Below are 26996 nucleotides of genomic sequence, written 5' to 3' on the forward strand. Positions count from 1 at the left end.
TTCTTTAAGCATGCAGATGCCCGGATTAACGTTAAAAAATCCGATTATGCCAGCCTCGGGTTGTTTCGGTTTTGGCAGAGAGTACAGCCAGTTCTATGATCTCGGTAAACTGGGTGCCGTCATCATAAAATCAACCACACTTGAACCGCGTTACGGAAATCCGACCCCAAGGGTTGCGGAAACGAATGCAGGGATGCTGAATGCCATTGGTCTTCAAAATCCCGGCTTGGATAAGGTTATGAGTGAGGAGCTTCCCTGGCTTGAAAGTTTCGACGTACCAATTATTGCAAATGTGGCTGGGACCACCATGGATGATTATGTGGAGACAGCTAGACAGATCAGTAAAGCTCCAAATGTACATGCACTTGAACTGAATATTTCTTGTCCGAATGTTAAATGCGGAGGTATTCAATTTGGTACTGACCCGACTGTCGCTAAAGAATTAACAAAAGCGGTTAAAGACGTGTCGTCGGTACCCATCTACGTTAAATTATCTCCAAATGTCAGCGATATTGTTTCCATTGCAAAGGCAGTAGAAGAAGGTGGCGCCGATGGACTGACGATGATTAATACACTAATAGGAATGAGACTTGATCTCAAAACAGCCAAGCCTGTTTTAGCCAATCGGACAGGTGGTTTATCAGGACCTGCCATTAAACCGGTTGCCATTCGTATGATTCACGATGTGAGCTCGCAAGTTTCCATTCCTATCATTGGCATGGGAGGCATAGAAACGGCTGAGGATGTGATTGAATTTCTTTATGCGGGTGCGAATGCAGTTGCGGTGGGAACAGCAAACTTTATCAATCCGTTTGTCATGCCTGAGATTATTGATGCTCTGCCGGAACTTCTTACATCGCTTGGGATTGATCATATATCAGAATGTATAGGAAGGAGCTGGAAAAAGAATGCGCAATACATCGGTCATCGCGCTTGATTTTCCGAATAGAGAGCTTACTCTTCATTTTTTGAGGGAATTTAAGGATGAAAAATTGGCTGTTAAAGTAGGTATGGAGCTTTATTACGGAGAAGGTCCTTCTATCATTACGGCAATTAAAGAATTGGGACATGACATTTTTTTGGACTTGAAATTGCATGATATCCCGAGTACGGTTGGGAAAGCAATGGAGATAGTGGCAAGACTGGGAGTCGATATGGTTAATGTTCATGCAGCAGGCGGAAGAAAGATGATGGAATATGCACTTGAAGGTCTTGAAAAGGGTACTCAGGCTGGAGGAAAAAGACCGATTTGTATAGCTGTTACGCAATTGACAAGTACAAGTGAAGAACAGATGAGACGAGAGCAACTCATTCAGACGACCCTGGCTGAAAGTGTGATTCATTACAGTCAATTAGCTAAAGATTCAGGTCTTGATGGAGTCGTTTGCTCCGTACATGAGGTTCAGCAAATTAAAAATCAGGTTGGGACGAACTTCTGTACAGTCACTCCTGGAATTCGTCTTGGCAGTGATACAGCAGGGGACCAAACAAGGGTAGCTACACCATTTATGGCTAGTGAACAGGGCAGTGATTTTATCGTCGTGGGAAGAAGTATTACAACGGCAGAGGATCCAGTAGGGGCTTATCATGAGATAGTTACCGAATGGGAGAGAAAAATATGAAAAGAAAAATAGCAGAACAATTATTATCTATTCAGGCTGTAGCCTTGCAGCCAAGCAACCCTTTTATCTGGTCATCCGGCCTCAAATCCCCGATATATTGTGATAATCGTTTAACGATGTCTTATCCGGCAGTGAGGAAGGATATAGCAAAAGGCCTGGCTCAATTAATAAATGAAAAATTCCCTGAAGCAGAAATTATTGCAGGAACAGCTACAGCAGGTATACCGCACGCTGCCTGGGTAAGTGAACAACTCCACTTACCAATGATTTATATTCGTTCCAGTGCAAAAGGACATGGTAAAGGAAATCAAATTGAGGGGAAAGTTGAAAAAGGCGATAAGGTAGTAATTGTAGAGGATTTGATTTCAACTGGCGGCAGTTCAATTGCATGTGTTCAGGTCTTGCGTGAAGCAGACTGCGATGTACTCGGGGTTGTATCAATCTTTACATACGAAATGGATAAAGCAAGTATGGCATTTGCTAATATTGAAGTTCCATCTTACTCCTTAAGCGATTATTCAACACTTATCGAAGTAGCGGAAGAACATCAGTATGTGACGAAGGATGAGCTGAATAAACTGCGCAAATGGAAGCAGAATCCTTATGATGAAAGCTGGATTTATTAAGTGCATAACGGTTTAATATGGATAAAGTCTGAATCATCAGGATTTTATCCTTTTTTAATTCATAGTTTTATAAATGAACAGGAGATAAACCCATCATAAACTAATCTTTTTGCTGCTTATAATAATCTGCCATACAGGTATTTAAAACTAGAGATAAAATACCTCTTCTTTTCCAGTATATTTAGTTTTAGCAACCAATAAATCCGCTTATTTACAAGTTTGCTGAGTTCATTTACAATTTAAGTAATTACTTAAATACTTATTTAATACCAATATATTATGGGGGAATTGAAATGAATGAGACTTTTAAAGCTTTATCGGACCCCACACGCAGAAAAATTCTTGATTTATTAAAAGATGGTGATTTAACAGCAGGGGAGATACATGAGCATTTTGATATGTCCAAGCCAAGCATTTCTCAGCATTTAAAAATCTTAAAAGGAGCGGGCTTGGTTCATCATATTAAAAAGGGACAATATGTGTATTATTCTTTAAACACAACTGTACTGCAGGACCTGATCGGTTGGGTCTACGGGATTACGAAGCCCCAAAAAGATTAAAAAAGGAAGAGGGAATGATTATGAAAAAACATTTGTTTCCGATTATTTTAATGGCTATTTCGGTGATTAGCTGGCTGATTAATTTTTCATCGTTACCTGAAGTGGTGCCGATTCACTGGGGGAAGGATGGAGCGGATGGATACCAATCAAAAGGAACGGCTTTTTTTACCCTGCATGCCATTATGGTTTTTACTTATCTTTTAATGATGATTTTACCCAAAATTGATCCGAAAAAGAAAAATTATAATTATTTTTCAAGGGGTTATCTGATAATAAACTATGCCATGATTACATTGTTTTTTGTCATCAATATGATTATACTGCTTATTTGTTTGGGGATTAATATCCCAATGGAACGTTTGGCTGGTCCGTTTGTTGGTGTTTTATTTATGATTATTGGCAATTATCTTCAGCAAGCAAGGACCAATTATTTCATTGGAATTCGCACGCCATGGACACTTAGCAATGATGAAGTTTGGAGAAAAACGCATAGGTTAGGCGGTAAATTATTTATGGGTGGGGGTCTGCTCATTTTCCTGACGTACTTTATGCCAATGGAATGGGAGTTTTATATAATCACGGGTGTAGTTGCTATTATCGTAATTGTACCGACGGCCTATTCTTATTTTGTATTTAAGTCTCTTACAAAAGAATCATAAAACAAAACGTAAACGCAGCGGATTGGGACTAACGGGTTCGGATTTGAAGTACAAAAACATCAAACAGCATTACATACAGCAATCAAATTAAAGGAAATCTCACAGAGTAAATAACATGATATTTAGTAGATGAAGAGCATTGTTCACCATAATGCTCTTTTTCATCTTTTTTCAAAAACGTTAATAGAACATGTCCATTTTTATCATAACAAATGTTATATTTTTTAAATTATTGGAATTAAATAACAAATGGAAGGCTGATTAGAATGGCATATGTAATTCGTAAAATGCAACAAGAAGATATAAAACAAGTTCAAAAAGTGGCAAAAACAACATGGAATGTTACGTACGAAGGAATAATTCCTTCAGAGGTACAAGAAAGTTTCTTGAAAACGGCTTACAATGATGAAAGGATGAAGCAACGGTTAGAACGTTCTACTCTTTTTGTAGTTGAAGTAGATGGTGAAGTCGTGGGTTTTGCTAACTTTTCTCCAGTAAGAGAAAATGGAAAAGTTGAGTTAGGGGCTATTTATCTTTATCCAGAACAACAAGGTAAGGGCATAGGTTCAGCATTGTTGGAAAAGGGGATTAAAGATTTAGACGGTGTAAATGAGATTTATATAAATGTCGAAAAGGATAATAAAATCGGAAAGACCTTTTATGAAGCCAAAGGTTTTGAGGTTGTCAAAGAGTTTGATGATGATTTTGATGGTCAAATCCTAAAAACAGTAAGAATGGTGTTAAAAGTTTAAAGATCGCATATGCGAGAGCAACCATTTTAGCATCTAATTTAAATCAGTGACAATGTGCAATGTCATCCTGTTAATTAGTATGTCAATTACGTTACTAATTTTCATATTTTTTAAATATAAACCTTTATACATCAACAAAAATAAAAGGTCCAAATCAATATGCGATTTGAACCTCTTTTTATTACTCTAATTTAATTTTTGTACTCTTAAACCCAACCAGTTAAATTAGGACCGATGCGTTTTAGTTCATGCTTTTAAGGATCGAACCAATTCTTCATCCGGTGTAACATAGTAGGTTGTTTGATTATCATAAGTTACAAAGCCTGGTTTAGACCCCGCCGGTTTTTTTACGTGTCTGATTAAAGTGGAGTCAACCGGTACGCGGCTAGATTGCCGAGCCTTGCTAAAATAGGCTGCCAGCATAGCGGCTTCTGTTATCGTTTGCTCGGAAGGATTTGCATCACGGATAACGACATGAGAACCTGGGATATCCTTTGTATGAAACCAAAGTTGGTTTTTGGCGGCTAAGCGATTGGTTAAATATTCGTTTTGCTTATTATTTTTCCCAACCAAAATTTCAATGCCGTCGCTGGACATATAGGTATCAAGGACCGGCTTCAAATCTTTTTTCTTTCCTTGTTTTTTGGTATATCTTTTTTTCACATATCCGCCTTCTTCAAGCTCTTCACGGATTTCCTGCAAATCTCTTGGTGATGCTGTATTCATTTGATGGATGAGATTATCGAGATATTGAATTTCTTCATTTGTTTTTTCGATTTGTTCCATTACAAATGATTTAGCATTCTTGGCTTTTTGATACTTTGAAAAATACCATTGCGCATTTTCGGAAGGGGTCTTTCTGACATCAAGCTCTATTGTAATTGTAGGTTGAGTTTCATCATAATAATCAATCACTTCGGCATTGTTCATACCTTTATCTAAAGCATAAATATGGCCGGTTATCAGTTCCCCGTATTTTTTGAAAATATCTGCTTTCTCCGAATCCTGCAGTGTCTCTTTCAATTTAATCAGTTTCTTTTCATTTTTTTCTTTTTCGTTTGAGAGAATCCGTTCCAAGTCATATGCCTGTTGTTTGACACGATCGCGGTCCGCTTTTTGATAATAAAAGCGGTCCAGCAGTGAACTTAGAGAAGGGAATTCTTTCGTACTTCCTTTCAGGTGTTCAAGAGGTATAAGGTAGAAAGCATCTTTATTACCTGATACCAATGTCGGTGTGTATTGATGGGACTTTAACTGTTCAATTATTTTAGTAAAGCTTGCTGGAACAGTCTCTCTATTTACTAGGCCGGCCCGATAGGTTACTTCTTTTGCTAGCAAAGGAGATACGCCGGCAAATTGTGTGACTAATTGTTTATCAATCTTCCCAGCCATATAGTCAATATATTGAAGGCCTTTCTCGATATCATGGAGCGGATTGACCTTGTTCTGATTTGGAGGCAAAACATAGGGGTGACCCGGCAGCAATGTTCTGTAGCTGTTTAAAGCAGGTGGTACATGCTTGATACAGTCGATAATCATATTTCTCTCTTTATCTACGAGGATGATATTGCTGTGCTTACCCATAATTTCGATGATTAATAATTTTTGAGTAATGTCTCCAATTTCGTTGCGTCCTCTAATTTCGAATGTGATAATTCTTTCCAGTTCAGGTTGTTCGATCTTCTCTATGAAATACCCTTCCAGATGTTTGCGAAGAAGCATGCAAAACATAGGGGCTTCTGAAGGGTTATCCGTATTTTCTTCCGTTAGTTGTACGCGTGCGTAACTTGGATGTGCGGATAACAGAAGTTTTTGATTGGTCCTGCCTGCGCGAACGACTAAGATTAATTCATTTTTATAAGGCTGATGAATTTTAGTTATTCGGCCACCAGTTAACGTTTGGGATAGCTCCTCGGTCATTGCTCTTGTGAAAAATCCATCAAAGGACATATGCGTGACACCTTCTTCTATTAAGTAAGTAGTTTTTTTGAGTTATAAATTCCAGTCTAACAAGTATAGCATTTTTTAGGACAACTCTGAATAAACATGTACTAAAGAAAGTTATCCGGATTGTCAAGGAGGTTGTAAACGTCACATGAAGCTGGTAGAAATGGACAAAGATAAGTTGCAATCCGCTTTTGGAGTACATACAAACAAAGGTTTAAGTCACCAGGAAGCAAAAAAGAGGCAGAATCAATATGGTAAGAATGAATTGGCTGAAGGAGAAAAGCAATCTGCTCTAATTTTGTTTTTTCAGCAGTTTAAAGATTTTATGGTACTCGTCTTACTTGCAGCTACTCTCGTTTCAGGCTTACTGGGGGAGTATATTGATGCGATTGCCATTATCATGATTGTATTAATAAATGGTTTATTGGGTTTTTTTCAGGAAAGGAAAGCAGAAAAATCCATGCAAGCTTTAAAGGAAATGGCCGCACCGCAAATGAATGTTTTGCGGGATGGTTTATGGTCGAGAATTCCTGCAAATGATTGTGTGCCGGGAGATATAGTGAAGTTTTCCAGTGGAGATCGAATTGGTGCAGATATGAGGATTGTCAAACAATATAATCTTGAAATAGAAGAATCTGCGTTAACGGGCGAATCTCTCCCTGTCACTAAAACAGATGAACCAACGAGTTATGTACCTGAAGGCATCGGTGATCAGGTTAATATGGCGTTTATGGGAACAATGGTAACGCGAGGGTCAGGTGAGGGAATAATTGTTGCAACAGGAATGAAGACTGCCATGGGTCAAATTGCAGATTTATTGCAAAAAGCCAATACTCAACAAACCCCATTGCAGCTTCGGCTGGAACAATTGGGGAAAGTACTGATTATTGCTGCCTTATTCCTAACGGTGTTGGTTGTTGGTATAGGAGTTTTACAAGGTAATAATCTATATACTATGGTTCTTGCAGGAGTATCTTTGGCTGTAGCTGCTATTCCGGAAGGATTGCCTGCAATTGTTACGGTTGCATTATCCCTCGGAGTTCAGAGAATGATTCGGCAAAATGCGATTGTGCGTAAGCTCCCTGCTGTGGAAACGCTGGGATGTGCATCCGTTATTTGTTCAGATAAAACAGGGACGATGACGGAGAATAAGATGATGGTTACTAAGGTCTGGTGTTCCGGGCAACATTGGTCAGTATCCGGAAAAGGGTTCGATCCAACAGGTACTTTTGAAAGTTTGAGCGGACATAGCGATGATACGGAGCTAAAGCAATTGCTCACCTATGGGATCCTCTGTAATAACGCCGAGCTTAAATTAAAAAAGAAAAAGTACTATATAGATGGAGATCCCACGGAAGGGGCTATGTTGGTTGCAGCTATGAAAAAGGGCATCGACCGTCAGCTTTTATTCGAGAAATATACGATTATAAAGGAATTTCCTTTTGAGTCAGAACGTAAATTAATGAGTGTGCTGGTAAAAGATAAAAACGGAAGGCAGTTTGTTGTGACAAAGGGTGCACCGGATGTTTTACTTGGGAAATGTACATCATTTATGAGCAACGGCAGGGTGCAATATATGGACCAGCCAATCCTGAATTCTATAGTGAATACAACTGAACAAATGGGTGAACAAGCCTTAAGGACAATAGCGGTTGCTTATAAAAGTGTACCGGCCAATCAAGCAATCCTGGATCAGTCGGATGCAGAAAATGAATTGATATTCCTGGGGTTGGAAGGCATGATGGACCCGCCTCGTTCTGAAGTGAAGAAGGCGGTTGCAGAATGCAGGGATGCAGGCATTAAAACGGTCATGATAACGGGTGATCATATGGTTACCGCAAAGGCTATTGGGAAGCAGCTAGATATTTTTCGAGAAGGAGATCGGTTGCTGACCGGGAAAGAACTTGACGCCATGTCCGTTGAAGATTTAGAAAATATTGTAGATGAAACAACCGTTTTTGCCCGTGTTTCGCCAGAGCATAAATTGAAAATTGTCAGTGCTTTTCAGCGAATAGGTCATATCGTTGCCATGACCGGGGACGGTGTGAATGATGCACCGGCAATAAAGGCTGCGGATATTGGAATAGCAATGGGGATATCAGGAACGGACGTAGCTAAAGAAACATCCTCTTTAATTTTAATGGATGATAATTTTGCCACCATAAAGTCAGCGATTAAAGAAGGCAGAAATATATATGAAAACATTCGTAAATTCATACGATATTTATTGGCTTCTAATGTTGGGGAAATTTTGGTCATGCTGTTTGCGATGATTATGGGACTGCCATTACCTTTATTACCAATCCAAATTCTATGGGTAAACCTGGTCACTGATGGATTGCCGGCTATGGCACTTGGCCTTGACCAGCCAGAAGAGAATGTAATGAAGCGTGGACCTCGCCATCCAAAAGAGGGGGTATTTGCAAGGGGGTTGGGCTGGAAAATTGTCTCGAGGGGCTTTTTGATTGGAATAGCCACCTTACTCGCGTTTATTACTGTCTATCAGTCAAATCCTGATCGTTTACAATATGCACAGACCGTGGCCTTTGTGACCTTGGTGCTTGCACAGTTAATACATGTATTTGATTGCAGAAGTGAAAAATCAATCTTTTCAAGGAACCCATTTGGCAATAAGTACCTGGTCGGGGCAGTCATATCTTCCTTACTTCTTATGGTCATTGCTCTGTACTACCCGCCTTTACAGTCCGTATTCCATACAGTGCCGATAGCTCCACGTGACTGGTTATTGATTATCGGTATGGCTTCCATTCCAACTTTTTTATTGGCAGGTACATTTTATGTAAGTAAATCCAAATAAATTGTGATATAATTTTTAAGGTAGTAGAGTGAGCTCTATTACCTTTTTATTTTTATAATAGAGTGTATAATGTTACTGATTGGAGCTGGGTATGGATGATTTTAAGCATGACAGGGTATGGAAGAGCAAGAACAGAAAACGACGCATTATCCATAACCATAGAAATGAAAAGTGTAAATCATCGGTTTTTTGAATGCAGTATCCGATCACCTCGACAACTGCTTATGTATGAAGACAGAATTAAAAAGATTATTCAGCAAAAGTTGCATAGAGGCAGAATTGAAGTGTTTATCAGCCTGCAGGGCGATGGTAATGTTAAGAGAACCATGACACCTAATTGGGATTTAATTGATCAATTTATGAATATAACTACTGAATTCAATGATAAGTACAGTGCGTATACAGAACCGGAGATGACAGATTTGCTGCATCTCGAACACATTATTCATATCGATGAGAAGGAAGAAGTAAATGCTGACATCGAACATATGCTGATGGATACGGTAGAAGAAGCAGCTTCCCGATTATGTCATATGCGGGAAAGAGAAGGTAACTTCTTGAAAAGTGATTTAATCACGCATGTTCTAATGCTTGAAGCGGAAGTTGAGGCTGTCAGGGAACGGGCACCAGAAGTTGTAAAGCTGTATAGAAACCGACTTAAACAAAAGCTTGATGAAGCGGTTGGCGATACCATTGATCTTGATCAAAACAGGATATTAACAGAAATAGTCTTATTTACAGATAAGGCAGATATCCATGAAGAGATCTTAAGGCTAAAAAGCCATATTGCTCAATTTTTAGAATCATTAGAGGCAAGTGGGACAATTGGCAGGAAACTGGATTTTCTGATACAGGAGATGAATCGGGAAACAAATACAATTGGATCTAAAGCCAATGATGCAATAATCGCAAGAAAAGTGGTCGAAATGAAAACAATTCTTGAGAAAATGAAGGAACAGGTTCAAAATGTAGAATAATGCAGTTTATGACCGTACATACAAGCACACACTAGGTGAGAGGGATGGAGGCTGCTTCAATGTCCATAAAGTTGATAAATATTGGATTTGGGAATATTGTTTCTGCTAATCGTATTGTCACCATTGTAAGTCCTGAATCAGCGCCCATTAAAAGGATTATTCAGGATGCCCGCGACAAAGGTTCACTCATAGATGCTACATATGGAAGAAGGACGCGCGCCGTCATTATAACGGATAGTGATCATGTTGTCTTATCTGCGGTACAGCCGGAGACAGTTGCTGCTAGGTTACATGACCGTGATGAGAGCGTGTTGGAAGGATAGGTGAAAGTTTTGGAAGAAAAAGGATTATTAATTGTTTTATCAGGTCCATCTGGCGTAGGAAAAGGAACGGTCAGAAAAGCGATTTTTTCTCAGCCGGATGTTGATTTTCAGTATTCGATATCAGCAACTTCTAGAAATCCTCGTGAGGGAGAAGTTGATGGTGTGGATTATTTCTTTAAATCCAAGAAACAATTTGAAGAAATGATCGCCAATGATGAACTTTTGGAGCATGCCGAATATGTAGGAAACTATTATGGTACACCGATTGAATACGTCCGCAAAACGTTGGATGAAGGTAAGGATGTATTTCTTGAAATAGAAGTACAGGGAGCGCGTCAGGTTCGTGAAAAGTTTCCTGACGGACTATTTATTTTCCTTGCACCACCGAGCTTAAAGGAACTCGAAAATCGTATCGTAACAAGAGGTACGGAGACAGATGAGTTAATTCGAAACAGAATGAAAGCGGCACGTGAAGAAATCGAAATGATGAACCTGTATGATTATGTAGTTGAAAATGATCGTGTGGAACATGCATGCGAACGTATTAATTCAATCGTGGTAGCTGAACATCTTCGTCGTGAACGAGTGGAAAAAAGATATAAAAAATTATTGGAGGATGATAAATAATATGTTGTATCCATCTATTGACTCATTATTAACAAAAATTGATTCTAAGTATTCTTTGGTGTCTGTTGCAGCTAAACGTGCACGCTATATGCAAGAGTCCGGAGAAGGCACAAGAATTGCAAAGCCCGTATCTCATAAACATGTTGGAAAGGCTCTTGAGGAAATCCATTCTGGTGATTTAACATATCGTGTGGAAACTGAAGGTCGTCTTGACTATTAATAGAGACAGTGGTGCAAAAAACAACCTTAGAAATTATAATAAGGTTGTTTTTTTTTGATGATGATATGTTTTCGAATTATATAGTAAAACATATTAGTGCAAATTTAATAGATAATATATGATATAAAAGATGTATCTAAAGGAATTCTTAAGAATACCAGTGATGGAGTGATTAGATGCTTGATAATAAGAAGATACTTGTTTGTGTAACAGGAGGAATTGCTGTATACAAATCGGCCGCATTAACAAGTAAACTTGTTCAGGCCGGTGCGCAAGTTAAAGTTTTAATGAGTGAATCAGCGACGAAATTTGTGGCGCCGCTAACCTTTCAGGCTTTATCCAAAAACGATGTTTATATAGATACGTTCGACGAGAAAATCCCTGGTAAAATCGCACATATCGAGCTCGCAGATTGGGCGGATGCCATTTTGATTGCGCCAGCTACAGCAAATATCATAGCGAAGTTGGCAAATGGGATTGCTGACGATATTATTTCTACCACATTGCTGGCAACTACGGCGCCTGTTTTTATTGCCCCGGCGATGAATGTCCATATGTATCACCATAAAGCTGTGCAACGAAATATGGAGCGTCTTCATGAAGATGGCTATTTATTTATGGAACCATCTGAAGGTTATTTAGCTTGCGGGTATGTTGGAAAGGGCAGGCTGGAAGAACCGGAAACAATTGTTGCTAATTTGGGGACTTATTTTTCTGGTGAGAACAAACCACTGGTCGGAAAAAAAGTTCTGATTACAGCAGGGCCAACTCGAGAACGGATTGACCCTGTTCGTTATATTTCTAATTTTTCAAGCGGAAAAATGGGATATGCTTTGGCAGAGGTAGCGAGCAGATTGGGAGCAGATGTTACGTTGGTATCAGGTCCTGTATCACTAAATCCTCCAGTAGGTGTCAAAGTGATTGATGTTGAAAGTGCTTCTGAGATGTTTGAAGCCGTTATGGACGTCATGGACCATCAGGATATTATCATTGGTACAGCGGCTGTCGCTGATTATAAACCGGCTGTTTATGAAAATCAGAAAATCAAGAAACAAGAAGGAGACAGTACGCTTGAACTAAGTCGCACAAGGGATATTCTCCGAGAGGTCGGTAGAAGAAAAACGAATCAACTTATAATTGGCTTTGCAGCTGAGACCAATCACTTGGAAGAATATGCAAAGAAAAAGCTGGTTAAGAAAAATGCGGATATGATAGTGGCCAATAATGTAACGCATGAAGGTGCAGGCTTCGGAACTGACACTAATATTGTTACCCTGTATAAAAAGGATGGCAGCTTTAGAAAACTCCCTTTATTAAGTAAAGCAGAAGTGGCTGCAGAAATATTTAAAGAGATAGAATCCTTACAAATAAAAGAGGCACCTTTATTATGATTGCAGAAGTGATCGTGGATGTACCAGCTCAACAAACGGATCGTCCATTCGATTATAAAGTACCAGCGAAATGGACAGGAATTATCCGTGAGGGCATGCGAGTGACCGTTCCATTTGGCCCAAGAAAATTACTTGGCTTTGTCGTTAGGCTAAAGGATCATACAGAAGTTAAAGGATTAAAAACTATCAGCAGTTTATTGGATATTGAACCAGCGATTAATAATGAATTGCTTGATTTGGGGCATTGGCTGGCAGATGAGACGATGTGCTTTAAAATATCGGCATTCCAGGCGATGCTGCCGGCAGCATTAAAAGCCAAGTATGAAAAACAAATTCGGCTTGCTCCCGGAAAACAGATAAATGACCTTCCGGAACAGATTCAGTATTTGTTCGGTAAATCGGAAGCTGTTAGCTGGATTAAGATGCAAAATGATGAATTACTATCCTTTATAAAGGATGAGATTGATAAAGGCAATCTGGAGATTACTGTTCAGGTTTCCAATAAAACAAACATTAAGAAACAAAAATATATTACTTCTTTATTGACCAAGGAAGAACTACTTGAACAATTAGAGCAGTTAAATGCCAATGCCAGCAATCAGAAAAAATTAGTAGCTTATTTGATTAAGCACCCAGGGGAGCAAATACTTTCAAAAGTGTTGGAAGAAACAGGAATAAATAGTTCGACTGCAATTAAACCTCTTGTCTCAAAGGGCATGGTAAAGATTATTGAGAAGGAAGAATATCGCAGTCCATTTGCCGCAGGGCAATTTAAACCAGATCATTGCCTGGAGTTAACCGCTACGCAACAGGCGGCGATGGATCCAATTACCATAGCCATAAAGGAAAATCGAAATGAAAATTTCCTGCTGTATGGAGTAACGGGGAGCGGCAAAACAGAAATTTATTTACAATCAATCAAGCAAATTGTAGATAGAGGTAAGGAGGCTATTGTTCTAGTACCTGAAATCTCTTTAACACCGATGATGGTAAACAGATTCAAAAGGCGGTTTGGAGATTTGGTGGCTGTCTTACATAGCGGCCTTTCACATGGTGAAAAATATGATGAATGGCGCAAAATCCAGCGCGGAGAAGTTAAAGTAGTGGTCGGTGCCCGTTCAGCTGTCTTTGCTCCATTTACGAATTTAGGCTTGATTATTATTGATGAAGAGCATGAAGGCAGCTATAAGCAGGAGGAAACACCACGTTATCATGCACGTGATGTAGCGCTAAAACGGGCTGCTTATCATCATTGTCCGGTTGTGCTCGGCAGCGCAACACCTTCGCTTGAGAGTTTTGCTAGAGCGAAAAAGGGTGTTTATACACTCTTAACGTTAAAAACCAGAGTGAACCAGCAGGCCATGCCAACTGTTTCCGTCATAGATATGAGGGATGAAATGAGAGGGGGAAACCGCTCCATGTTCTCCCATTTATTATTTGAAAAATTGAAGGACCGTGTAGATAAAGGCGAACAGACCGTTCTGTTGTTAAATAAAAGAGGCCATTCCTCCTTTGTCATGTGCAGAAATTGCGGTTTGGTCGTGACATGCTCAAACTGTGATATTTCAATGACTTTTCATCGTGCCCAATCACTGATGAAGTGTCATTATTGCGGCCTGGAAGAAAGAGTTCCAGAGGTATGTCCAGATTGCGGCAGCGATCATATTCGTTATTTTGGAACTGGTACTCAAAAAGTAGAAGAAGAGTTGGGTAAATTGTTGCCACACGCAAGGGTTATCAGAATGGATGTGGATACGACACGGCGAAAAGGGGCACATGAAGCGTTACTGAAAAAATTTGAAGAAGGACAGGCTGATATCCTTCTCGGAACACAGATGATTGCTAAAGGACTTGATTTTCCAAAAGTAACCTTGGTTGGTGTCCTTACTGCTGATACGATGCTTCACTTACCTGACTTCAGATCATCGGAACGAACCTTTCAACTATTAACGCAGGTCAGCGGACGTGCCGGAAGACATGAATTGCCGGGCGAAGTTGTCATCCAAACCTATACTCCCGAACATTACAGTATTCAGCTGGCATCAGAGCAGGATTATGATGGTTTTTTCATGAGAGAGATGTTCCTAAGGAAACAAAGTGACTATCCTCCTTATTTTTATATTGCTCTTTTAACTATTTCCCATGAGGATGTTTTAAAAACCGTTGAGGCGGCAGATAAAATAACAGCATTTGTTAAACGGCAGGTAGGACCGGAAACGGTCGTATTTGGTCCATCGGCTTCTCCTATGTCCAGAATCAATAATAGATATAGGTATCAATGTCTGATAAAATACAAGCGGGAACCTAATTTAACCTCTATTTTAAAAAAATTGAACGAAACATATGGACGTAATGCCACCCAATCTGGATTACAATTATCGATTGATGTCAATCCGTTCATTATGATGTAAATAGAAAGGCGGAAATGTATAAGTGGCGGTACTACCGATTGTAAAACACCCAGATAAAATTCTTGAAACTCCCTGTAAAAAGGTTGAAGTATTTGATCATAAATTAGCAAAATTACTGGATGATATGTATGACACAATGATTAACGCAGATGGTGTAGGATTGGCTGCTCCGCAAATTGGCCAAAATATACGAGTGGCAATCGTTGATGTAGATGATGAATCAGGTACATTTGAACTGATTAATCCAATTATGCTTTCTGCTAAAGGTATGGACCAGGATGTGGAGGGTTGTTTAAGCTTTCCGAACCTATATGGGGAGGTTGAGCGCCCAACATATGTTAAGATACAGGCACAGGACCGTAATGGACAAACATATATTTTAGAAGCTGAAGATTATTTGGCGAGAGCAATTCAGCATGAAATGGATCACTTGGAAGGAATCTTATTTACTTCTAAAGTCGTCCGTTATATTAGTGAAGAAGAGTTGGAAGGGTATGAAGTTGAATGACTAAAATAGTATTTATGGGAACACCGGATTTCTCTGTCGGTGTTTTGGAACGCTTAATAAAAGATGGATACGAAATCGTAGGTGTAGTAACACAACCTGATCGTCCGGTTGGACGTAAACGCATTTTGACACCGCCTCCTGTTAAGGTGACCGCTGAAAAATACGGCATACCTGTTCTGCAACCCGAGAAAATCCGAGTGGATTCTGAAGTGGACAAGGTACTTGCCTTAAATCCGGATTTAATTGTCACAGCAGCATTTGGGCAAATTTTGCCGAATCGTTTATTAGAGGCACCGGAGTTAGGCTGTATAAATGTACACGCATCCTTACTGCCTGAATTACGTGGCGGAGCACCTATCCACTATGCGATAATGCAGGGAAAAGAGAAGACCGGTGTCACCATTATGTACATGGTAGAGAAGCTGGATGCCGGCGATATGCTGGCTAAAGTGGAAGTTCCGATTGAAGAAACAGATCATACCGGCAGTTTACATGATAAATTAAGCAAAGCTGGCGCTGAATTAGTTTCACAAACCATTCCGAAATTGTTGAATGGAGAAATCACTCCAATCAAACAAAATGAAGAAGAAGCAACTTTCGCTTACAATATTAAAAGAGAACAGGAATTAATCGATTGGACACTGACTGGTGAGGAGATTTATAATCATATCCGCGGATTGCATCCGTGGCCGGTAGCCTATACTTTACTAAATGGAACGGTTTTAAAAGTATGGTGGGGCGAAAAAGTGAAGAGCGATAAAAAAGGGAATGCCGGTGATGTACTTGAGATTGAGGAAGATGGATTTATTGTGAAAACAGGCAATGATACAGCAATCAAAATTACCGATTTGCAATTGGCCGGCAAGAAAAGAATGACTGCTGAGCAAATGCTCCGAGGTACAGCCATTATATCAACAGGAATGAAATTGGGAGATTAAAGAATGCCACAAAAAAAGAATGTTAGAGAAATAGCGCTAGATATCCTGGTTTCTGTCGAAAAAAGCCAGGCATACAGCAATCTGTCATTAAACCATGCTATCAAAGAAAATAGCCTCTCTCCACAGGATGTAGGGTTATTGACCGAGTTGACATATGGGACTATCCAGCGGAAAATGACACTGGAATACTATGTGAGACCTTTTGTTAAAAATCCTAAGAAGCTAGAATCTTGGGTGTTATCGCTTATTGAAATGACCGTTTTTCAAATGCATTTTCTGGACCGTGTACCTGATCGGGCTGCGATTCATGAAGCAGTGGAAATTGCTAAAAAACGCGGACATCGTGGAATTGCCTCTTTGGTTAATGGTGTACTTCGATCTATTCAGCGTGAAGGAGTTCCGTCAGTGGATAGTTTAACGGATCCCCTTGAAAAAATCGCGATCTCAACAAGTCATCCATTATGGCTTGTAAGAAAGTGGGCAAATGAATTCGGTATTGAGCAAACAGAAAAAATGTGTGAAGAAAACCTGCATGCTCCTGTGCAAACTGGCAGAGTAAATGTTACGAAAATCAGCAGAGAAGAATTGATAGAAAAGCTGAAAAGTGAAGGGTATATTGTTGAACCGAGTCTCTTAATAGAGGAAGGGATCCGCTGCCTTAAAGGAAATATGGCTATGTCAGAGAGCTTTAAGGAAGGACTATTTAGCATACAGGATGAGAGTTCTATGCTCGTGGCCTATGCTTTAGCCCCGAAAGAAAACGAAATCATTTTGGATAGCTGTGCAGCACCAGGCGGTAAAACGATGCATATTGCTGAAAAAATGAATAAGACCGGGCAAATATACGCACTGGATCTTCATGCACATAAAACAAAATTAATTGATACGCAGGCAAAACGACTTGGTTTAACGAATATTGAAACTAAGCAAATGGATGCAAGGAAAACACCGGAATTTTTTGATACGGAAATGTTTGATAAAATCCTTGTGGATGCTCCTTGTTCTGGCTTGGGCGTGTTAAAACGAAAACCGGATGCCAAGTATACTAAAAGTGAGCAAGATTTGAACTCACTCGCGAAAATTCAATTCGATATTTTACATCAAGTATCCCAATTAGTAAAAAAAGGCGGTACAATCGTTTATAGTACATGTACTGTTGGCAATGATGAAAATAATGCAGTTATTGACGCATTTCTTCAGGCACATCCTGAGTTTGAGAAGGATCTTACACTTAAAGACAGAATGCCTGAAAAGGTGAGACCTTATATTATAGATAATAGTTTACAAGTACTACCTCAATATTTTGGAAGCGATGGATTTTTTATTGCTTCTATTCGAAAGAAGGCGTAAGGAATGAGACAAACAACAACTAAGGAAGTAAAGAAGCAGGATAGCCCCCCATCTATTTATTCCTTGCAATTAGATCAACTGAAAGAATGGCTCGAAGAAAACGGAGAAAAAGCATTCCGTGCAACACAGATTTTTGAATGGTTATATGAAAAAAGGGTTTCCTCTTATGAAGATATGACCAACCTATCCAAAGATTTACGTGCAAAACTAAATGAAGCATTTACACTAACGACATTAAAAACACTTGTTCAGCAAACATCAAAAGATGGCACCATTAAATTCTTATTTGAATTACAGGATGGGTATTCCATTGAGACCGTATTAATGCGTCATGACTATGGAAACTCTGTTTGTGTGACTACACAGGTTGGCTGCCGTATCGGCTGTACATTCTGTGCTTCTACTCTTGGCGGATTAAAGCGAAATCTAGAAGCCGGGGAAATTGTTGCACAGGTTGTAAAGGTCCAGCAGGCACTGGATGAAATGAATGAACGAGTAAGTTCTGTTGTTATTATGGGTATTGGAGAACCATTCGATAACTATGACAATATGATGTCGTTCCTGCGAATTATCAACCATGATAAAGGGCTGAATATCGGAGCACGTCATATAACGGTTTCGACGAGTGGAATCATCCCTAAAATATATAAATTTGCAGATGAAAAATTACAAATCAATTTTGCTATTTCATTGCACGCTCCAAATACTGAGCTGCGCAGTAAGCTTATGCCTATTAACAGAGCATACAAGCTTCCTCAATTAATGGAGGCCGTTAAGTATTATGTTGATAAAACAGGCAGAAGGATTACATTTGAATATGGACTTTTCGGTGGTGAAAATGACCAGGTTGAGCATGCCCTTGAACTGGCGGCTTTAATAAAAGATATTAAATGCCATGTGAACTTAATCCCGGTCAACTATGTTCCTGAACGGGAGTATGTAAGAACACCAAGAGAACAAATTGATCTGTTCGAAAAAACATTGAAAGATCAAGGTATAAATGTGACAACGAGAAGAGAGCAAGGTCATGATATTGATGCAGCTTGCGGGCAACTGAGAGCAAAAGAAAGGAAAGAAGAGACGAGGTGAAGGGATGAAGGCAGTTTTTAGAACAGACCGGGGCAAGGTGAGAATCCATAATGAAGATCAGGGCGGTATATTTTATAAGGGTAATCCTTCTATGATCTTTGCTGTCATTGCAGACGGAATGGGCGGTCATAAAGCAGGTGATGTAGCAAGTGAAATGGCTGTTTCCAAACTAAAAGAAGCATGGGAGACAGAGTTGCTGACAGATTCACCAAGTTCTATCGAATTGTTTTTAGAAGAGCAAATTAAGCGTGTTAACCGTGAAATTTACGAGCATTCTATGACACATGAGGAATGTGAAGGAATGGGGACAACTATTGTTGGCGTGATTTGTACGGATAAAACAGCCACAATTGTAAATGTTGGAGACTCCAGATGTTACCTTTTGAATGAAAGTGGCTTTAAACAAGTGACTGAAGATCATTCCCTGGTTAATGAGCTTGTACGTTCCGGTCAAATATCTAAAGAAGATGCCGCACACCATCCCAGAAAAAATGTCATCCTTCGTGCACTAGGAACAGAAAAAAGTGTGGATGTCGATATAAAAACAATTAATATTGAAGAGGGGGATCGTCTGTTATTATGTTCAGACGGTCTCTCTGATAAACTTTCTGAATCAGAAATAGAAACCATTATTACGAGCAGTGAATCATTAGACCATATTGCAGGTACATATATTCAAAAAGCTAATGAAAACGGAGGAGAAGATAATATAACTCTAGTAATCCTTCTGCACAGCTTTGAAAGTGAAGGTGGGTGAGTTATATGTTGGCCGGCAAACGCATTAGTGACAGATATAAGATTATCCGCATGATTGGTGGAGGAGGCATGGCAAATGTATACCTGGCAAGAGATATGATACTTGACCGGGACGTTGCATTGAAAATTCTTCGTATGGATTTTTCCGATGATGAGGAATTTATTAGGCGATTTCATCGGGAAGCCCAATCCGCCACAAGTTTGACGCATCCAAATATTGTGAGTATCTTTGACGTTGGGGAAGAGGGAGATATTTATTATATTGTGATGGAATATGTCGATGGAATGACATTAAAACAATATATTCAGACCTATTCATCGATTCCAGTTGAAAAAGCATTGGATATTATGAAACAAATCACATCGGCTGTATCGCATGCCCATCAGAACCATATTGTACATAGAGATATTAAGCCACACAATATATTAATTGATCACGACGGTAATGTGAAAATCACTGACTTTGGGATCGCGATGGCTCTTAGTGCAACTTCCATAACGCAGACGAACTCTGTCCTCGGGTCTGTTCATTATTTGTCTCCTGAACAAGCAAGAGGCGGAATGGCGAATAAAAAGTCGGATATTTATTCTCTTGGAATTGTTATGTTTGAATTAATCACCGGGAGATTGCCATTTTCTGGTGAGTCTGCCGTTTCAATAGCACTGAAACATCTCCAATCAGAGACCCCGGCTCCAAGCAGGTGGAATCCATCGATTCCTCAAAGTGTGGAAAATATCATCTTAAAAGCAACGGCTAAAGATTCATTTCACCGGTATGCAAGTGTGGATGAAATGAAAGAAGATATAGAAACGGCTCTAAATCCGGAAAGATTAAACGAAAGTAAGTTTTCCATACCAAATGATGATGATGTAACAAAAGCGATTCCGATTATAACGAATGATGATTTGTTTAAGAATTATGATGAGACGAAAGTCGTACCGATTGATGAAGATACTGTATTAATGGAGCAGGTTAACGGATCAGCAGGAAAAAATGCCTCTGTGAAAAAGCAAAAGCAAAAGAAAAAGAAAGATAAAACAAAAAAGAAAAAACAGCAGTCTAAGAAAAAGAGAGAATGGCTTAAGATAACAGGAATTATTTTAACATCACTCATTCTGCTTGCGATTCTGGCGCTCTTGATTCTGCCGGGAATGTTTGCCGCAAAGGATGTTGAGGTACCTGATATTAGTGACACACAATTGGAGAAAGCCATGTCCACTCTAATTAAGCAAGGCTTCGAAATCGGAGACACAATTGAAAAACCCGATGAAGAAATTGCAGCTGGAAATGTGATTAAAACAGACCCTGAAGCAGGAGATACCGTTAAAGAGGGTGCGGTTATTAATGTCTATTTCAGCAGTGGAAAAGAGCAAGTGGAGGTCCCCGATTATGAGGATCGTCATTATGAGGATATTAAGCCGCTAATAGAAGAATTTGGTTTTAGAGATATTGAAATTAATAGGGTAAATGATGATTCAGAAGCTGGGACTGTACTTGAACAAGAGCCTAGGCAGGGAGAAGAAGTCATCCCTTCAGAGACAATATTAATATTAACACTAAGCAGTGGACCTTCCAAACTTACTCTCAAAGATTTAACTGATTATAATCAGAAGGCACTGGATGATTACGAGGCTGATACGGGACTACAAATCACCATAGCAAGAGAGGAATACAGTTCAACGATTAAAGAGGGTCAAGTCATTTCTCAGGAGCCTGCAGCAGGAACGGCTGTTGAGGTTGGTTCAGAAGTAAAAGTAACTATTTCCAAAGGGGAAGAAGAAATTCCACCTAAAGAAACGAGTAAAGAAGTGACCATAACGTATGATGAAGAATTAGCCGGTGTGCCTCAAATGGTGACAATACTGATTGAGGACCTGAACAATAATATGACAGAACCAGTAGATACATTTGAAATAACAAAAACTGTCAAAAAAACATTACAATTTACCATACCTCATAATGGTAAAGCAGGGTATAAGATCATAAAGGATAATAGTGTTTATGATGAAGGTGTAATTAGTTATTCGGACAGTTAACAAAAAGGAGGGCCTATATGCCTGAAGGCAAAATCATTAAAGCGTTGAGTGGCTTTTATTATGTAGCTGATGAGGGTAAAATCGTTCAATGCAGAGGCCGGGGTATTTTTAGAAAACAAAAGGTTACGCCTCTTGTCGGAGATACGGTTATTTATCAAGCGGAAAATCCAACGGATGGATATATCATGGAAATTAAAGAACGCAGGAATGAATTAGTACGTCCGCCCATTGCCAATGTAGATCAGGCCATTCTTGTGTTTTCAGCTGCAGAGCCCGAATTCAGTACGAACTTATTGGATCGATTTTTAGTATTGGTTGAATCTAAGAATATTGAACCAATCATTTGTATCAGTAAAATGGATTTACTGGATTCTGAAGGTGAGAAGAAGATACAAGATTATGCAGAACAGTACAGAGAAATTGGATATGAGGTCATTTTAACGTCTTCTTTGGAGGAATCAGGGATATCTGAGTTACAGCCTTACCTGAAAGGGAAAATCTCAGTATTTGCCGGACAATCCGGAGTTGGTAAATCATCTCTGCTAAATGTACTGGATCCATCTCTAAATATAAAAACCAATATAATTTCCTCTCATTTAGGCAGAGGAAAGCATACAACAAGGCATGTAGAGCTTATTGATCTTGGGGATGGCTTATTGGCAGATACACCGGGATTCAGTTCTCTTGAATTTAACGAGATCGAAGCCGAGGAGTTAACTGGTTGTTTTCCAGAATTAAGAGAAAAAAGCTCGGAATGTAAATTTAGGGGCTGTCTTCATGTTAAGGAGCCCAAATGCGCTGTTAAACAAGGTGTTGAAACGGGCGAGATAGAGGAATACAGATATAATCATTATTTGCAATTCCTTGAGGAAATTAAAGATAGAAAGCCGAGGTATTAACTATGGTTAAAATTGCTCCATCCATATTATCAGCCGATTTTTCAAAATTGGGAGAGGAAATCCGTGATGTTGAAAGAGGCGGAGCAGATTGGATTCATATTGATGTGATGGATGGTCATTTTGTTCCCAATATAACGATTGGCCCACTTATTGTTGATTCCGTGCGTCCTATTACCAAATTAACGCTTGATGTTCATCTCATGATTGAAAATCCGGATCAATATATAGAAGCCTTTGCAAAAGCTGGTGCCGATTATATAACGGTCCATGCAGAAGCTTGTACGCACTTGCATCGTACGATCCAGTTGATAAAATCTTTTGGGGTTAAAGCAGGTGTAGTATTAAATCCTGCCACATCTCCTGATGTTTTAGATTATATTCTGGAAGATATCGACATGGTTCTTTTAATGTCTGTAAACCCAGGCTTTGGCGGGCAAGTCTTTATACCAAGTGTTCTGGAAAAAATAGAACAGGTGGATAAAATGATTAAGGAAAAAGGCTTATCCATTGAAATCGAGATTGATGGCGGTGTAAATGAAGAAACCGCCAGACTATGCATTGATAAAGGTGCTACTGTGCTTGTGGCAGGATCTGCTATTTATAATAAAGAAGACAGGAAGAAAGCGATCGCAGCCATTCGCGGCGAGTAATCTATTGAGTGTTTTGCGCTGATAAAAGAAGGATCTATAAAGCAATGAGGATTCTTCATATGAATGGGCATTATATACAGGTTGTGTAGGGAAAAAGTGTTTTTCGAACGTCAATCGCGTTTATGCCTGAATAGTGAAAGAATTCTGCAAAAAGTAATAAGGAAAGGGTTGTCCATTAAGTTACAAGAGGATAACCCTTTTTTGTATGACAAATGAGTAAAGGAGCATACCTTATGGAAATTAATATTGTTGCCGGTGGTCCTGCTATGTACATTCCTGATTTAAGAAAGTTACGTAGTGAAGGAAGTGAAACAATCTGGATTGGTGTGGATCGAGGCTCATTACGGATTTTGGAGGCAGGTATTCATCTTAATAGTGTTTTTGGAGATTTTGATTCTATATCTAAAGAGGAATTGAAACAGGTGCAGGATAATTGCGACCTCTTTTTTGAGTTTCCTCCAGAAAAGGATGCTACAGATCTGGAATTGGCTCTTGAATGGGCTTATACCCAAAGTCCGGAAAGAATCACGGTTTATGGAGCAACAGGCGGCAGGATGGACCATACCCTCGCTAATATCATGATGCTGCTTAATAAAGACAATCTAAAAAAAAATATTCCAACAAGTATAGTGGATCAGAATAATATTATCACGCTTTTTGAACCAGGATCTTATGTAGTCGAAGATACGGATTTCAAATACATATCTTTTATACCGATTACCGATGAGGTAGAGGGATTGACGCTTTTGAATTTTAAATATCCTTTAGCAAATCGTACCCTATACCGAGGCAGGACATTGTCAGTCAGTAATGAATTAAATTTCAAAACTGGTACTTTTTCGTTTTCGAATGGCATATTATTGGTGGTAAGAAGCAGAGATTGAATGAACTGTTGGACTTTTTACTATTATATGAATGTAAAGTGATTAATGAGAACTGGGCAGAGCTAAGGAGGGACACAATGAAATTTTATACGATTAAGTTGCCCCGATTTTTGGGAGGAATCGTTAAGGCTATGTTGGGAGCTTTTAAAAAGGGTTAAATTTAATATAATATGGCACCCTGCTATGGGGTGTTTTTCTTGTAGGATTAAGCGTTTTTTCACTATATGATTCGCACAAAAAATCCCGACCCATACTCTAACTTGGAGCGAATCCTTTGGATCAATACTAAATAAAATAGTAAAAACATAAGACTAAACAGGGATAAATAGGGGAAAAATGAACAAGCATCCTTTTAAAGGATGCTTGTTATCGTTTATTATACGCGTTCAACTTTACCAGATTTTAACGCTCTTGTAGATACGTATACTCTTTTCGGTTTACCGTTAACAAGAATACGAACTTTTTGAACGTTAGCTTTCCATGTACGTTTGTTAGCGTTCATGGCATGAGAACGATTGTTTCCGGAAGTTGTTTTTCTGCCGGTAATAAAACATTTGCGTGACATAGCCCAATTCCCTCCTTACTGCCTATATTAATCATTTCTTTTTTAGTCGGTCTCTTCAAAAGATACTTTAATAATTTAACATACCTATCACTATAATGCAATACAATTGAAAAGGTCTTTCAAGAAAAAAACCTTGACATACGATTTTAACTTTGATTAATTGGTATAGGATAAGGGCTTTCCATTCAAAAGTGATTATAGTAAAATAGATTCTAGCTATGGTGACCATAAAGGGGGAACAAATATGTCCATTGAAATGAGTACGAAATACGGACAAATAGATATTTCGAATGATGTATTAGCAATCATTGCAGGTGGTGCAGCCGTAGATTGTTATGGAATCGTCGGTATGGCATCCAAACATCAAATTAAAGATGGAATTAGTGAAATCTTACGTAAAGAGAACTTCTCCAAAGGAGTAGTAGTCAGACAGAATGAAGATGAGTTACATATTGATATGTATATCATTGTAAGCTACGGAACAAAAATTTCCGAAATCGCTCATAATGTACAATCTAAAGTTAAATATACATTAAACCAAACTGTTGGATTATCGGTAGAATCCGTTAATATTTTTGTTCAAGGGGTTCGGGTTACGAATCCGTAATTTAAGGAGGAAAATTGAGTGGCTATAACATCTATTGACGGCAAAAGATTCGCCGAAATGGTCATACAGGGTGCGAACAGGCTGTCTGCCAACGCTAAATTAGTTGATTCGTTAAATGTATTTCCTGTTCCGGATGGTGATACAGGAACGAACATGAATTTATCCATGACATCAGGAGCTAAAGAGGTAAAAAACAATGTACAGGATCATATCGGGAAGGTTGGTTCATCTTTAGCAAAAGGATTGCTGATGGGTGCGCGTGGAAACTCAGGCGTTATTTTATCCCAATTATTCAGGGGATTTGCCAAAAATATAGAACCAAAAGCAACTATTGACAGTAAGGAATTTGCATTGGCATTTGAAGCTGGTGTGCAAACTGCTTATAAAGCAGTTATGAAACCTGTTGAAGGTACAATTTTGACTGTTGCAAGGGAAGCTTCTAAGGCAGGGCTAACAGCAGCTGAATCAGAAACAAGCGTAATCGCAGTAATGGAGGCTATTGTAAAAGAAGCTAAAGCTTCCCTAAAACGTACTCCTGATTTACTGCCAGTGCTTAAAGAAGTTGGCGTAGTAGATAGTGGTGGCCAGGGATTGGTGTTCGTTTATGAAGGATTCCTAGCTGAGCTAAAAGGTGAAAAGCTTGCTGAAACGCCTGAATTCACACCTAAAATGGATGAGCTTGTGAAAGCGGAACATCATATAAATGTTTCGGGGCATATCAAAACAGAAGATATTGAATTCGGCTATTGCACTGAATTCATGGTACGTTTTGAACCTGAAAAATTGGCGGAAAATCCGTTTAATGAAGAAAATTTTAGAAATGATTTAAGCCAATATGGAGATTCACTGCTTGTTATTGCTGATGAGGATATCGTAAAAGTTCATATTCATGCAGAAAATCCGGGTAATTGTTTAAACTACGGGCAAAAATATGGCACTTTAATTAAAATTAAAGTGGATAATATGCGTGAACAACATTCTGCTATTTTAAATGAAACAGCGAATGAACTGCGGGAAAATGCTGTACCTACCAAAACTGAAAAGAAAGATTTTGGTGTAGTGGCAATTGCTATGGGCGAAGGGATTGCTGACTTGTTCAGAAGCATTGGTGCGGACGTAGTCATTGAAGGTGGGCAAACGATGAACCCATCCACAGAAGATATCGTAAAAGCAATTGAATCCATTAATGCTGATCATGTTTACATCCTGCCAAATAATAAAAATATTATTATGGCAGCTGAACAGGCTTCTGATGTAATAGAAAAGCCCGTTACGGTAATCCCTAGTAAAACGATTCCTCAAGGGTTGACTGCCTTGTTGTCCTTTAATCCTGCTTCTCCAGCAAGTGATAATGAGGAAATGATGAAGGATGCCTTAGAGAATGTTATTACGGGACAAGTTACGTTTGCGGTACGTGATACAAGCATAGAAGGACTTGAAATTGAGAAAAACGATTATATGGGTCTGATTGATGGTAAAATTAAAGTGAAAAACAAGGATAGAGTGGAAGCTGCTAAACAAGTGCTGGAAAACATTCTCGATGATGCAGAAATCCTAACTATTTTGTATGGGGAAGAAAGTTCCCAGGATGAAGTGGATCGTCTTGTTCAATATTGTGCGGATACTTATCCAGATGTAGAAGTTGAAGTGCATAATGGGAAACAGCCATTGTATTCCTATATATTTGCTGCTGAATAAAAACACATATCAATCATTACAATAATAGAAGGGGGAAACCCCTTCTATTTCAGTATGTATAGGTTTTTTCACATTTTTGTAC

At 39.0% G+C, this 26996-nt stretch carries 27 protein-coding genes; 25 read left to right on the forward strand and 2 right to left on the reverse strand.

Features of this window, described 5'->3' with window-relative positions; translation table 11 throughout:
* Window positions 1–10 precede the first annotated feature (10 nt).
* From AC4G3L_RS10120 to AC4G3L_RS10145, 6 genes are all read left to right on the forward strand, one after another.
* Entirely contained in the window at window positions 11–937 is a 927-nt protein-coding gene (locus AC4G3L_RS10120; protein WP_491077183.1) for a dihydroorotate dehydrogenase, read from the forward strand.
* On the forward strand, window positions 909–1622 hold the full coding sequence (pyrF, locus tag AC4G3L_RS10125) for an orotidine-5'-phosphate decarboxylase (RefSeq protein ID WP_491076833.1): 714 nt from the start codon (window positions 909–911) through the stop codon (window positions 1620–1622). Before AC4G3L_RS10120 ends, pyrF begins: the two co-directional genes overlap by 29 nt.
* Complete coding sequence (pyrE, locus tag AC4G3L_RS10130) at window positions 1619–2248, forward strand: orotate phosphoribosyltransferase (RefSeq protein WP_491076834.1); 630 nt, start codon at window positions 1619–1621, stop codon at window positions 2246–2248. The genes pyrF and pyrE overlap by 4 nt, the downstream gene beginning before the upstream one ends.
* 293 nt (window positions 2249–2541) lie before the next feature.
* A complete protein-coding gene (locus AC4G3L_RS10135; RefSeq protein ID WP_491076835.1) occupies window positions 2542–2808 on the forward strand; it encodes an autorepressor SdpR family transcription factor in 267 nt (88 codons plus the stop codon).
* Window positions 2809–2828: 20 nt separating this feature from the next.
* Window positions 2829–3467, forward strand: coding sequence for an SdpI family protein (locus AC4G3L_RS10140; protein ID WP_491076836.1), 639 nt, complete (start codon window positions 2829–2831; stop codon window positions 3465–3467).
* A gap of 266 nt (window positions 3468–3733) precedes the next feature.
* A complete protein-coding gene (locus tag AC4G3L_RS10145; protein ID WP_491076837.1) occupies window positions 3734–4219 on the forward strand; it encodes a GNAT family N-acetyltransferase in 486 nt (161 codons plus the stop codon).
* A gap of 246 nt (window positions 4220–4465) precedes the next feature.
* On the opposite strand, the gene AC4G3L_RS10150 is transcribed toward AC4G3L_RS10145, so the two are convergent.
* Complete coding sequence (locus AC4G3L_RS10150; protein WP_491076838.1) at window positions 4466–6169, reverse strand: Rqc2 family fibronectin-binding protein; 1704 nt, start codon at window positions 6167–6169, stop codon at window positions 4466–4468.
* Between the two features lie 145 nt (window positions 6170–6314).
* Here AC4G3L_RS10150 and AC4G3L_RS10155 point away from each other — a divergent pair, with 145 nt between their 5' ends.
* The 17 genes from AC4G3L_RS10155 (at window position 6315) to spoVM (ending at window position 24202) form a co-directional block, all read left to right on the forward strand.
* On the forward strand, window positions 6315–8984 hold the full coding sequence (locus tag AC4G3L_RS10155) for a calcium-translocating P-type ATPase, SERCA-type (RefSeq protein WP_491076839.1): 2670 nt from the start codon (window positions 6315–6317) through the stop codon (window positions 8982–8984).
* Window positions 8985–9079: 95 nt separating this feature from the next.
* A complete protein-coding gene (locus AC4G3L_RS10160; protein ID WP_491076840.1) occupies window positions 9080–9961 on the forward strand; it encodes a YicC/YloC family endoribonuclease in 882 nt (293 codons plus the stop codon).
* Window positions 9962–10020: 59 nt separating this feature from the next.
* Window positions 10021–10284 carry an extracellular matrix/biofilm regulator RemA gene (gene remA, locus AC4G3L_RS10165; RefSeq protein ID WP_066100607.1) on the forward strand — a complete coding sequence of 88 codons (264 nt, stop codon included), beginning with the start codon at window positions 10021–10023 and terminating at the stop codon, window positions 10282–10284.
* 9 nt (window positions 10285–10293) lie between these two features.
* Window positions 10294–10911 (forward strand): guanylate kinase, encoded by a 618-nt coding sequence (gene gmk / locus AC4G3L_RS10170; protein ID WP_491077184.1) that lies wholly within the window; start codon window positions 10294–10296, stop codon window positions 10909–10911.
* Between the two features lies 1 nt (window position 10912).
* Complete coding sequence (gene rpoZ / locus AC4G3L_RS10175; RefSeq protein WP_491076841.1) at window positions 10913–11131, forward strand: DNA-directed RNA polymerase subunit omega; 219 nt, start codon at window positions 10913–10915, stop codon at window positions 11129–11131.
* Between the two features lie 176 nt (window positions 11132–11307).
* Window positions 11308–12522 (forward strand): bifunctional phosphopantothenoylcysteine decarboxylase/phosphopantothenate--cysteine ligase CoaBC, encoded by a 1215-nt coding sequence (gene coaBC, locus AC4G3L_RS10180; RefSeq protein ID WP_491076842.1) that lies wholly within the window; start codon window positions 11308–11310, stop codon window positions 12520–12522.
* Window positions 12516–14933: a primosomal protein N' gene (priA, locus tag AC4G3L_RS10185; protein WP_491077185.1), complete on the forward strand. Its 2418-nt coding sequence runs from the start codon at window positions 12516–12518 to the stop codon at window positions 14931–14933. The genes coaBC and priA overlap by 7 nt, the downstream gene beginning before the upstream one ends.
* 22 nt (window positions 14934–14955) lie before the next feature.
* Complete coding sequence (def, locus tag AC4G3L_RS10190; protein ID WP_491076843.1) at window positions 14956–15441, forward strand: peptide deformylase; 486 nt, start codon at window positions 14956–14958, stop codon at window positions 15439–15441.
* The gene (gene fmt / locus AC4G3L_RS10195) at window positions 15438–16379 is read left to right on the forward strand and encodes a methionyl-tRNA formyltransferase (protein ID WP_491076844.1); all 942 of its coding nucleotides are present in this window, start codon (window positions 15438–15440) and stop codon (window positions 16377–16379) included. The genes def and fmt overlap by 4 nt, the downstream gene beginning before the upstream one ends.
* Before the next feature lie 3 nt (window positions 16380–16382).
* Entirely contained in the window at window positions 16383–17729 is a 1347-nt protein-coding gene (gene rsmB, locus AC4G3L_RS10200; RefSeq protein ID WP_491076845.1) for a 16S rRNA (cytosine(967)-C(5))-methyltransferase RsmB, read from the forward strand.
* Between the two features lie 3 nt (window positions 17730–17732).
* Window positions 17733–18818, forward strand: coding sequence for a dual-specificity RNA methyltransferase RlmN (rlmN, locus tag AC4G3L_RS10205; protein WP_491076846.1), 1086 nt, complete (start codon window positions 17733–17735; stop codon window positions 18816–18818).
* A 4-nt stretch (window positions 18819–18822) separates the two neighbouring features.
* Window positions 18823–19575 carry a Stp1/IreP family PP2C-type Ser/Thr phosphatase gene (locus tag AC4G3L_RS10210; protein WP_491076847.1) on the forward strand — a complete coding sequence of 251 codons (753 nt, stop codon included), beginning with the start codon at window positions 18823–18825 and terminating at the stop codon, window positions 19573–19575.
* A 5-nt stretch (window positions 19576–19580) separates the two neighbouring features.
* Window positions 19581–21611: a Stk1 family PASTA domain-containing Ser/Thr kinase gene (pknB, locus tag AC4G3L_RS10215; protein ID WP_491076848.1), complete on the forward strand. Its 2031-nt coding sequence runs from the start codon at window positions 19581–19583 to the stop codon at window positions 21609–21611.
* Between the two features lie 17 nt (window positions 21612–21628).
* Window positions 21629–22510 (forward strand): ribosome small subunit-dependent GTPase A, encoded by an 882-nt coding sequence (gene rsgA, locus AC4G3L_RS10220; protein ID WP_491076849.1) that lies wholly within the window; start codon window positions 21629–21631, stop codon window positions 22508–22510.
* Between the two features lie 2 nt (window positions 22511–22512).
* The gene (rpe, locus tag AC4G3L_RS10225) at window positions 22513–23160 is read left to right on the forward strand and encodes a ribulose-phosphate 3-epimerase (protein WP_491076850.1); all 648 of its coding nucleotides are present in this window, start codon (window positions 22513–22515) and stop codon (window positions 23158–23160) included.
* Between the two features lie 233 nt (window positions 23161–23393).
* A complete protein-coding gene (locus tag AC4G3L_RS10230; protein ID WP_491076851.1) occupies window positions 23394–24044 on the forward strand; it encodes a thiamine diphosphokinase in 651 nt (216 codons plus the stop codon).
* A gap of 77 nt (window positions 24045–24121) precedes the next feature.
* Window positions 24122–24202 carry a stage V sporulation protein SpoVM gene (gene spoVM, locus AC4G3L_RS10235; protein WP_049671465.1) on the forward strand — a complete coding sequence of 27 codons (81 nt, stop codon included), beginning with the start codon at window positions 24122–24124 and terminating at the stop codon, window positions 24200–24202.
* Window positions 24203–24420: 218 nt separating this feature from the next.
* Here the strand turns inward: spoVM and rpmB are convergent, their stop codons facing one another.
* Window positions 24421–24609, reverse strand: coding sequence for a 50S ribosomal protein L28 (rpmB, locus tag AC4G3L_RS10240; protein ID WP_491076852.1), 189 nt, complete (start codon window positions 24607–24609; stop codon window positions 24421–24423).
* A gap of 244 nt (window positions 24610–24853) precedes the next feature.
* Between rpmB and AC4G3L_RS10245 the strand changes: the two genes are divergently transcribed.
* Window positions 24854–25216 (forward strand): Asp23/Gls24 family envelope stress response protein, encoded by a 363-nt coding sequence (locus tag AC4G3L_RS10245; protein WP_491076853.1) that lies wholly within the window; start codon window positions 24854–24856, stop codon window positions 25214–25216.
* Window positions 25217–25234: 18 nt separating this feature from the next.
* Window positions 25235–26914: a DAK2 domain-containing protein gene (locus AC4G3L_RS10250; RefSeq protein ID WP_491076854.1), complete on the forward strand. Its 1680-nt coding sequence runs from the start codon at window positions 25235–25237 to the stop codon at window positions 26912–26914.
* The last annotated feature ends 82 nt before the right edge of the window (window positions 26915–26996 follow it).

The organism is Bacillus sp. z33 (assembly GCF_058313615.1).

Coding starts and splice junctions, on each gene's coding strand:
- AC4G3L_RS10120 (WP_491077183.1), top strand. CDS start 11: ATGCAGATGCCCGGATTAACGTTAAAAAATCCGATTATGCCAGCCTCG.
- pyrF (WP_491076833.1), top strand. CDS start 909: ATGCGCAATACATCGGTCATCGCGCTTGATTTTCCGAATAGAGAGCTT.
- pyrE (WP_491076834.1), top strand. CDS start 1,619: ATGAAAAGAAAAATAGCAGAACAATTATTATCTATTCAGGCTGTAGCC.
- AC4G3L_RS10135 (WP_491076835.1), top strand. CDS start 2,542: ATGAATGAGACTTTTAAAGCTTTATCGGACCCCACACGCAGAAAAATT.
- AC4G3L_RS10140 (WP_491076836.1), top strand. CDS start 2,829: ATGAAAAAACATTTGTTTCCGATTATTTTAATGGCTATTTCGGTGATT.
- AC4G3L_RS10145 (WP_491076837.1), top strand. CDS start 3,734: ATGGCATATGTAATTCGTAAAATGCAACAAGAAGATATAAAACAAGTT.
- AC4G3L_RS10150 (WP_491076838.1), bottom strand. CDS start 6,169: ATGTCCTTTGATGGATTTTTCACAAGAGCAATGACCGAGGAGCTATCC.
- AC4G3L_RS10155 (WP_491076839.1), top strand. CDS start 6,315: ATGAAGCTGGTAGAAATGGACAAAGATAAGTTGCAATCCGCTTTTGGA.
- AC4G3L_RS10160 (WP_491076840.1), top strand. CDS start 9,080: ATGATTTTAAGCATGACAGGGTATGGAAGAGCAAGAACAGAAAACGAC.
- remA (WP_066100607.1), top strand. CDS start 10,021: ATGTCCATAAAGTTGATAAATATTGGATTTGGGAATATTGTTTCTGCT.
- rpoZ (WP_491076841.1), top strand. CDS start 10,913: ATGTTGTATCCATCTATTGACTCATTATTAACAAAAATTGATTCTAAG.
- coaBC (WP_491076842.1), top strand. CDS start 11,308: ATGCTTGATAATAAGAAGATACTTGTTTGTGTAACAGGAGGAATTGCT.
- fmt (WP_491076844.1), top strand. CDS start 15,438: ATGACTAAAATAGTATTTATGGGAACACCGGATTTCTCTGTCGGTGTT.
- rsmB (WP_491076845.1), top strand. CDS start 16,383: ATGCCACAAAAAAAGAATGTTAGAGAAATAGCGCTAGATATCCTGGTT.
- rlmN (WP_491076846.1), top strand. CDS start 17,733: ATGAGACAAACAACAACTAAGGAAGTAAAGAAGCAGGATAGCCCCCCA.
- AC4G3L_RS10210 (WP_491076847.1), top strand. CDS start 18,823: ATGAAGGCAGTTTTTAGAACAGACCGGGGCAAGGTGAGAATCCATAAT.
- pknB (WP_491076848.1), top strand. CDS start 19,581: ATGTTGGCCGGCAAACGCATTAGTGACAGATATAAGATTATCCGCATG.
- rsgA (WP_491076849.1), top strand. CDS start 21,629: ATGCCTGAAGGCAAAATCATTAAAGCGTTGAGTGGCTTTTATTATGTA.
- rpe (WP_491076850.1), top strand. CDS start 22,513: ATGGTTAAAATTGCTCCATCCATATTATCAGCCGATTTTTCAAAATTG.
- AC4G3L_RS10230 (WP_491076851.1), top strand. CDS start 23,394: ATGGAAATTAATATTGTTGCCGGTGGTCCTGCTATGTACATTCCTGAT.
- spoVM (WP_049671465.1), top strand. CDS start 24,122: ATGAAATTTTATACGATTAAGTTGCCCCGATTTTTGGGAGGAATCGTT.
- rpmB (WP_491076852.1), bottom strand. CDS start 24,609: ATGTCACGCAAATGTTTTATTACCGGCAGAAAAACAACTTCCGGAAAC.
- AC4G3L_RS10245 (WP_491076853.1), top strand. CDS start 24,854: ATGTCCATTGAAATGAGTACGAAATACGGACAAATAGATATTTCGAAT.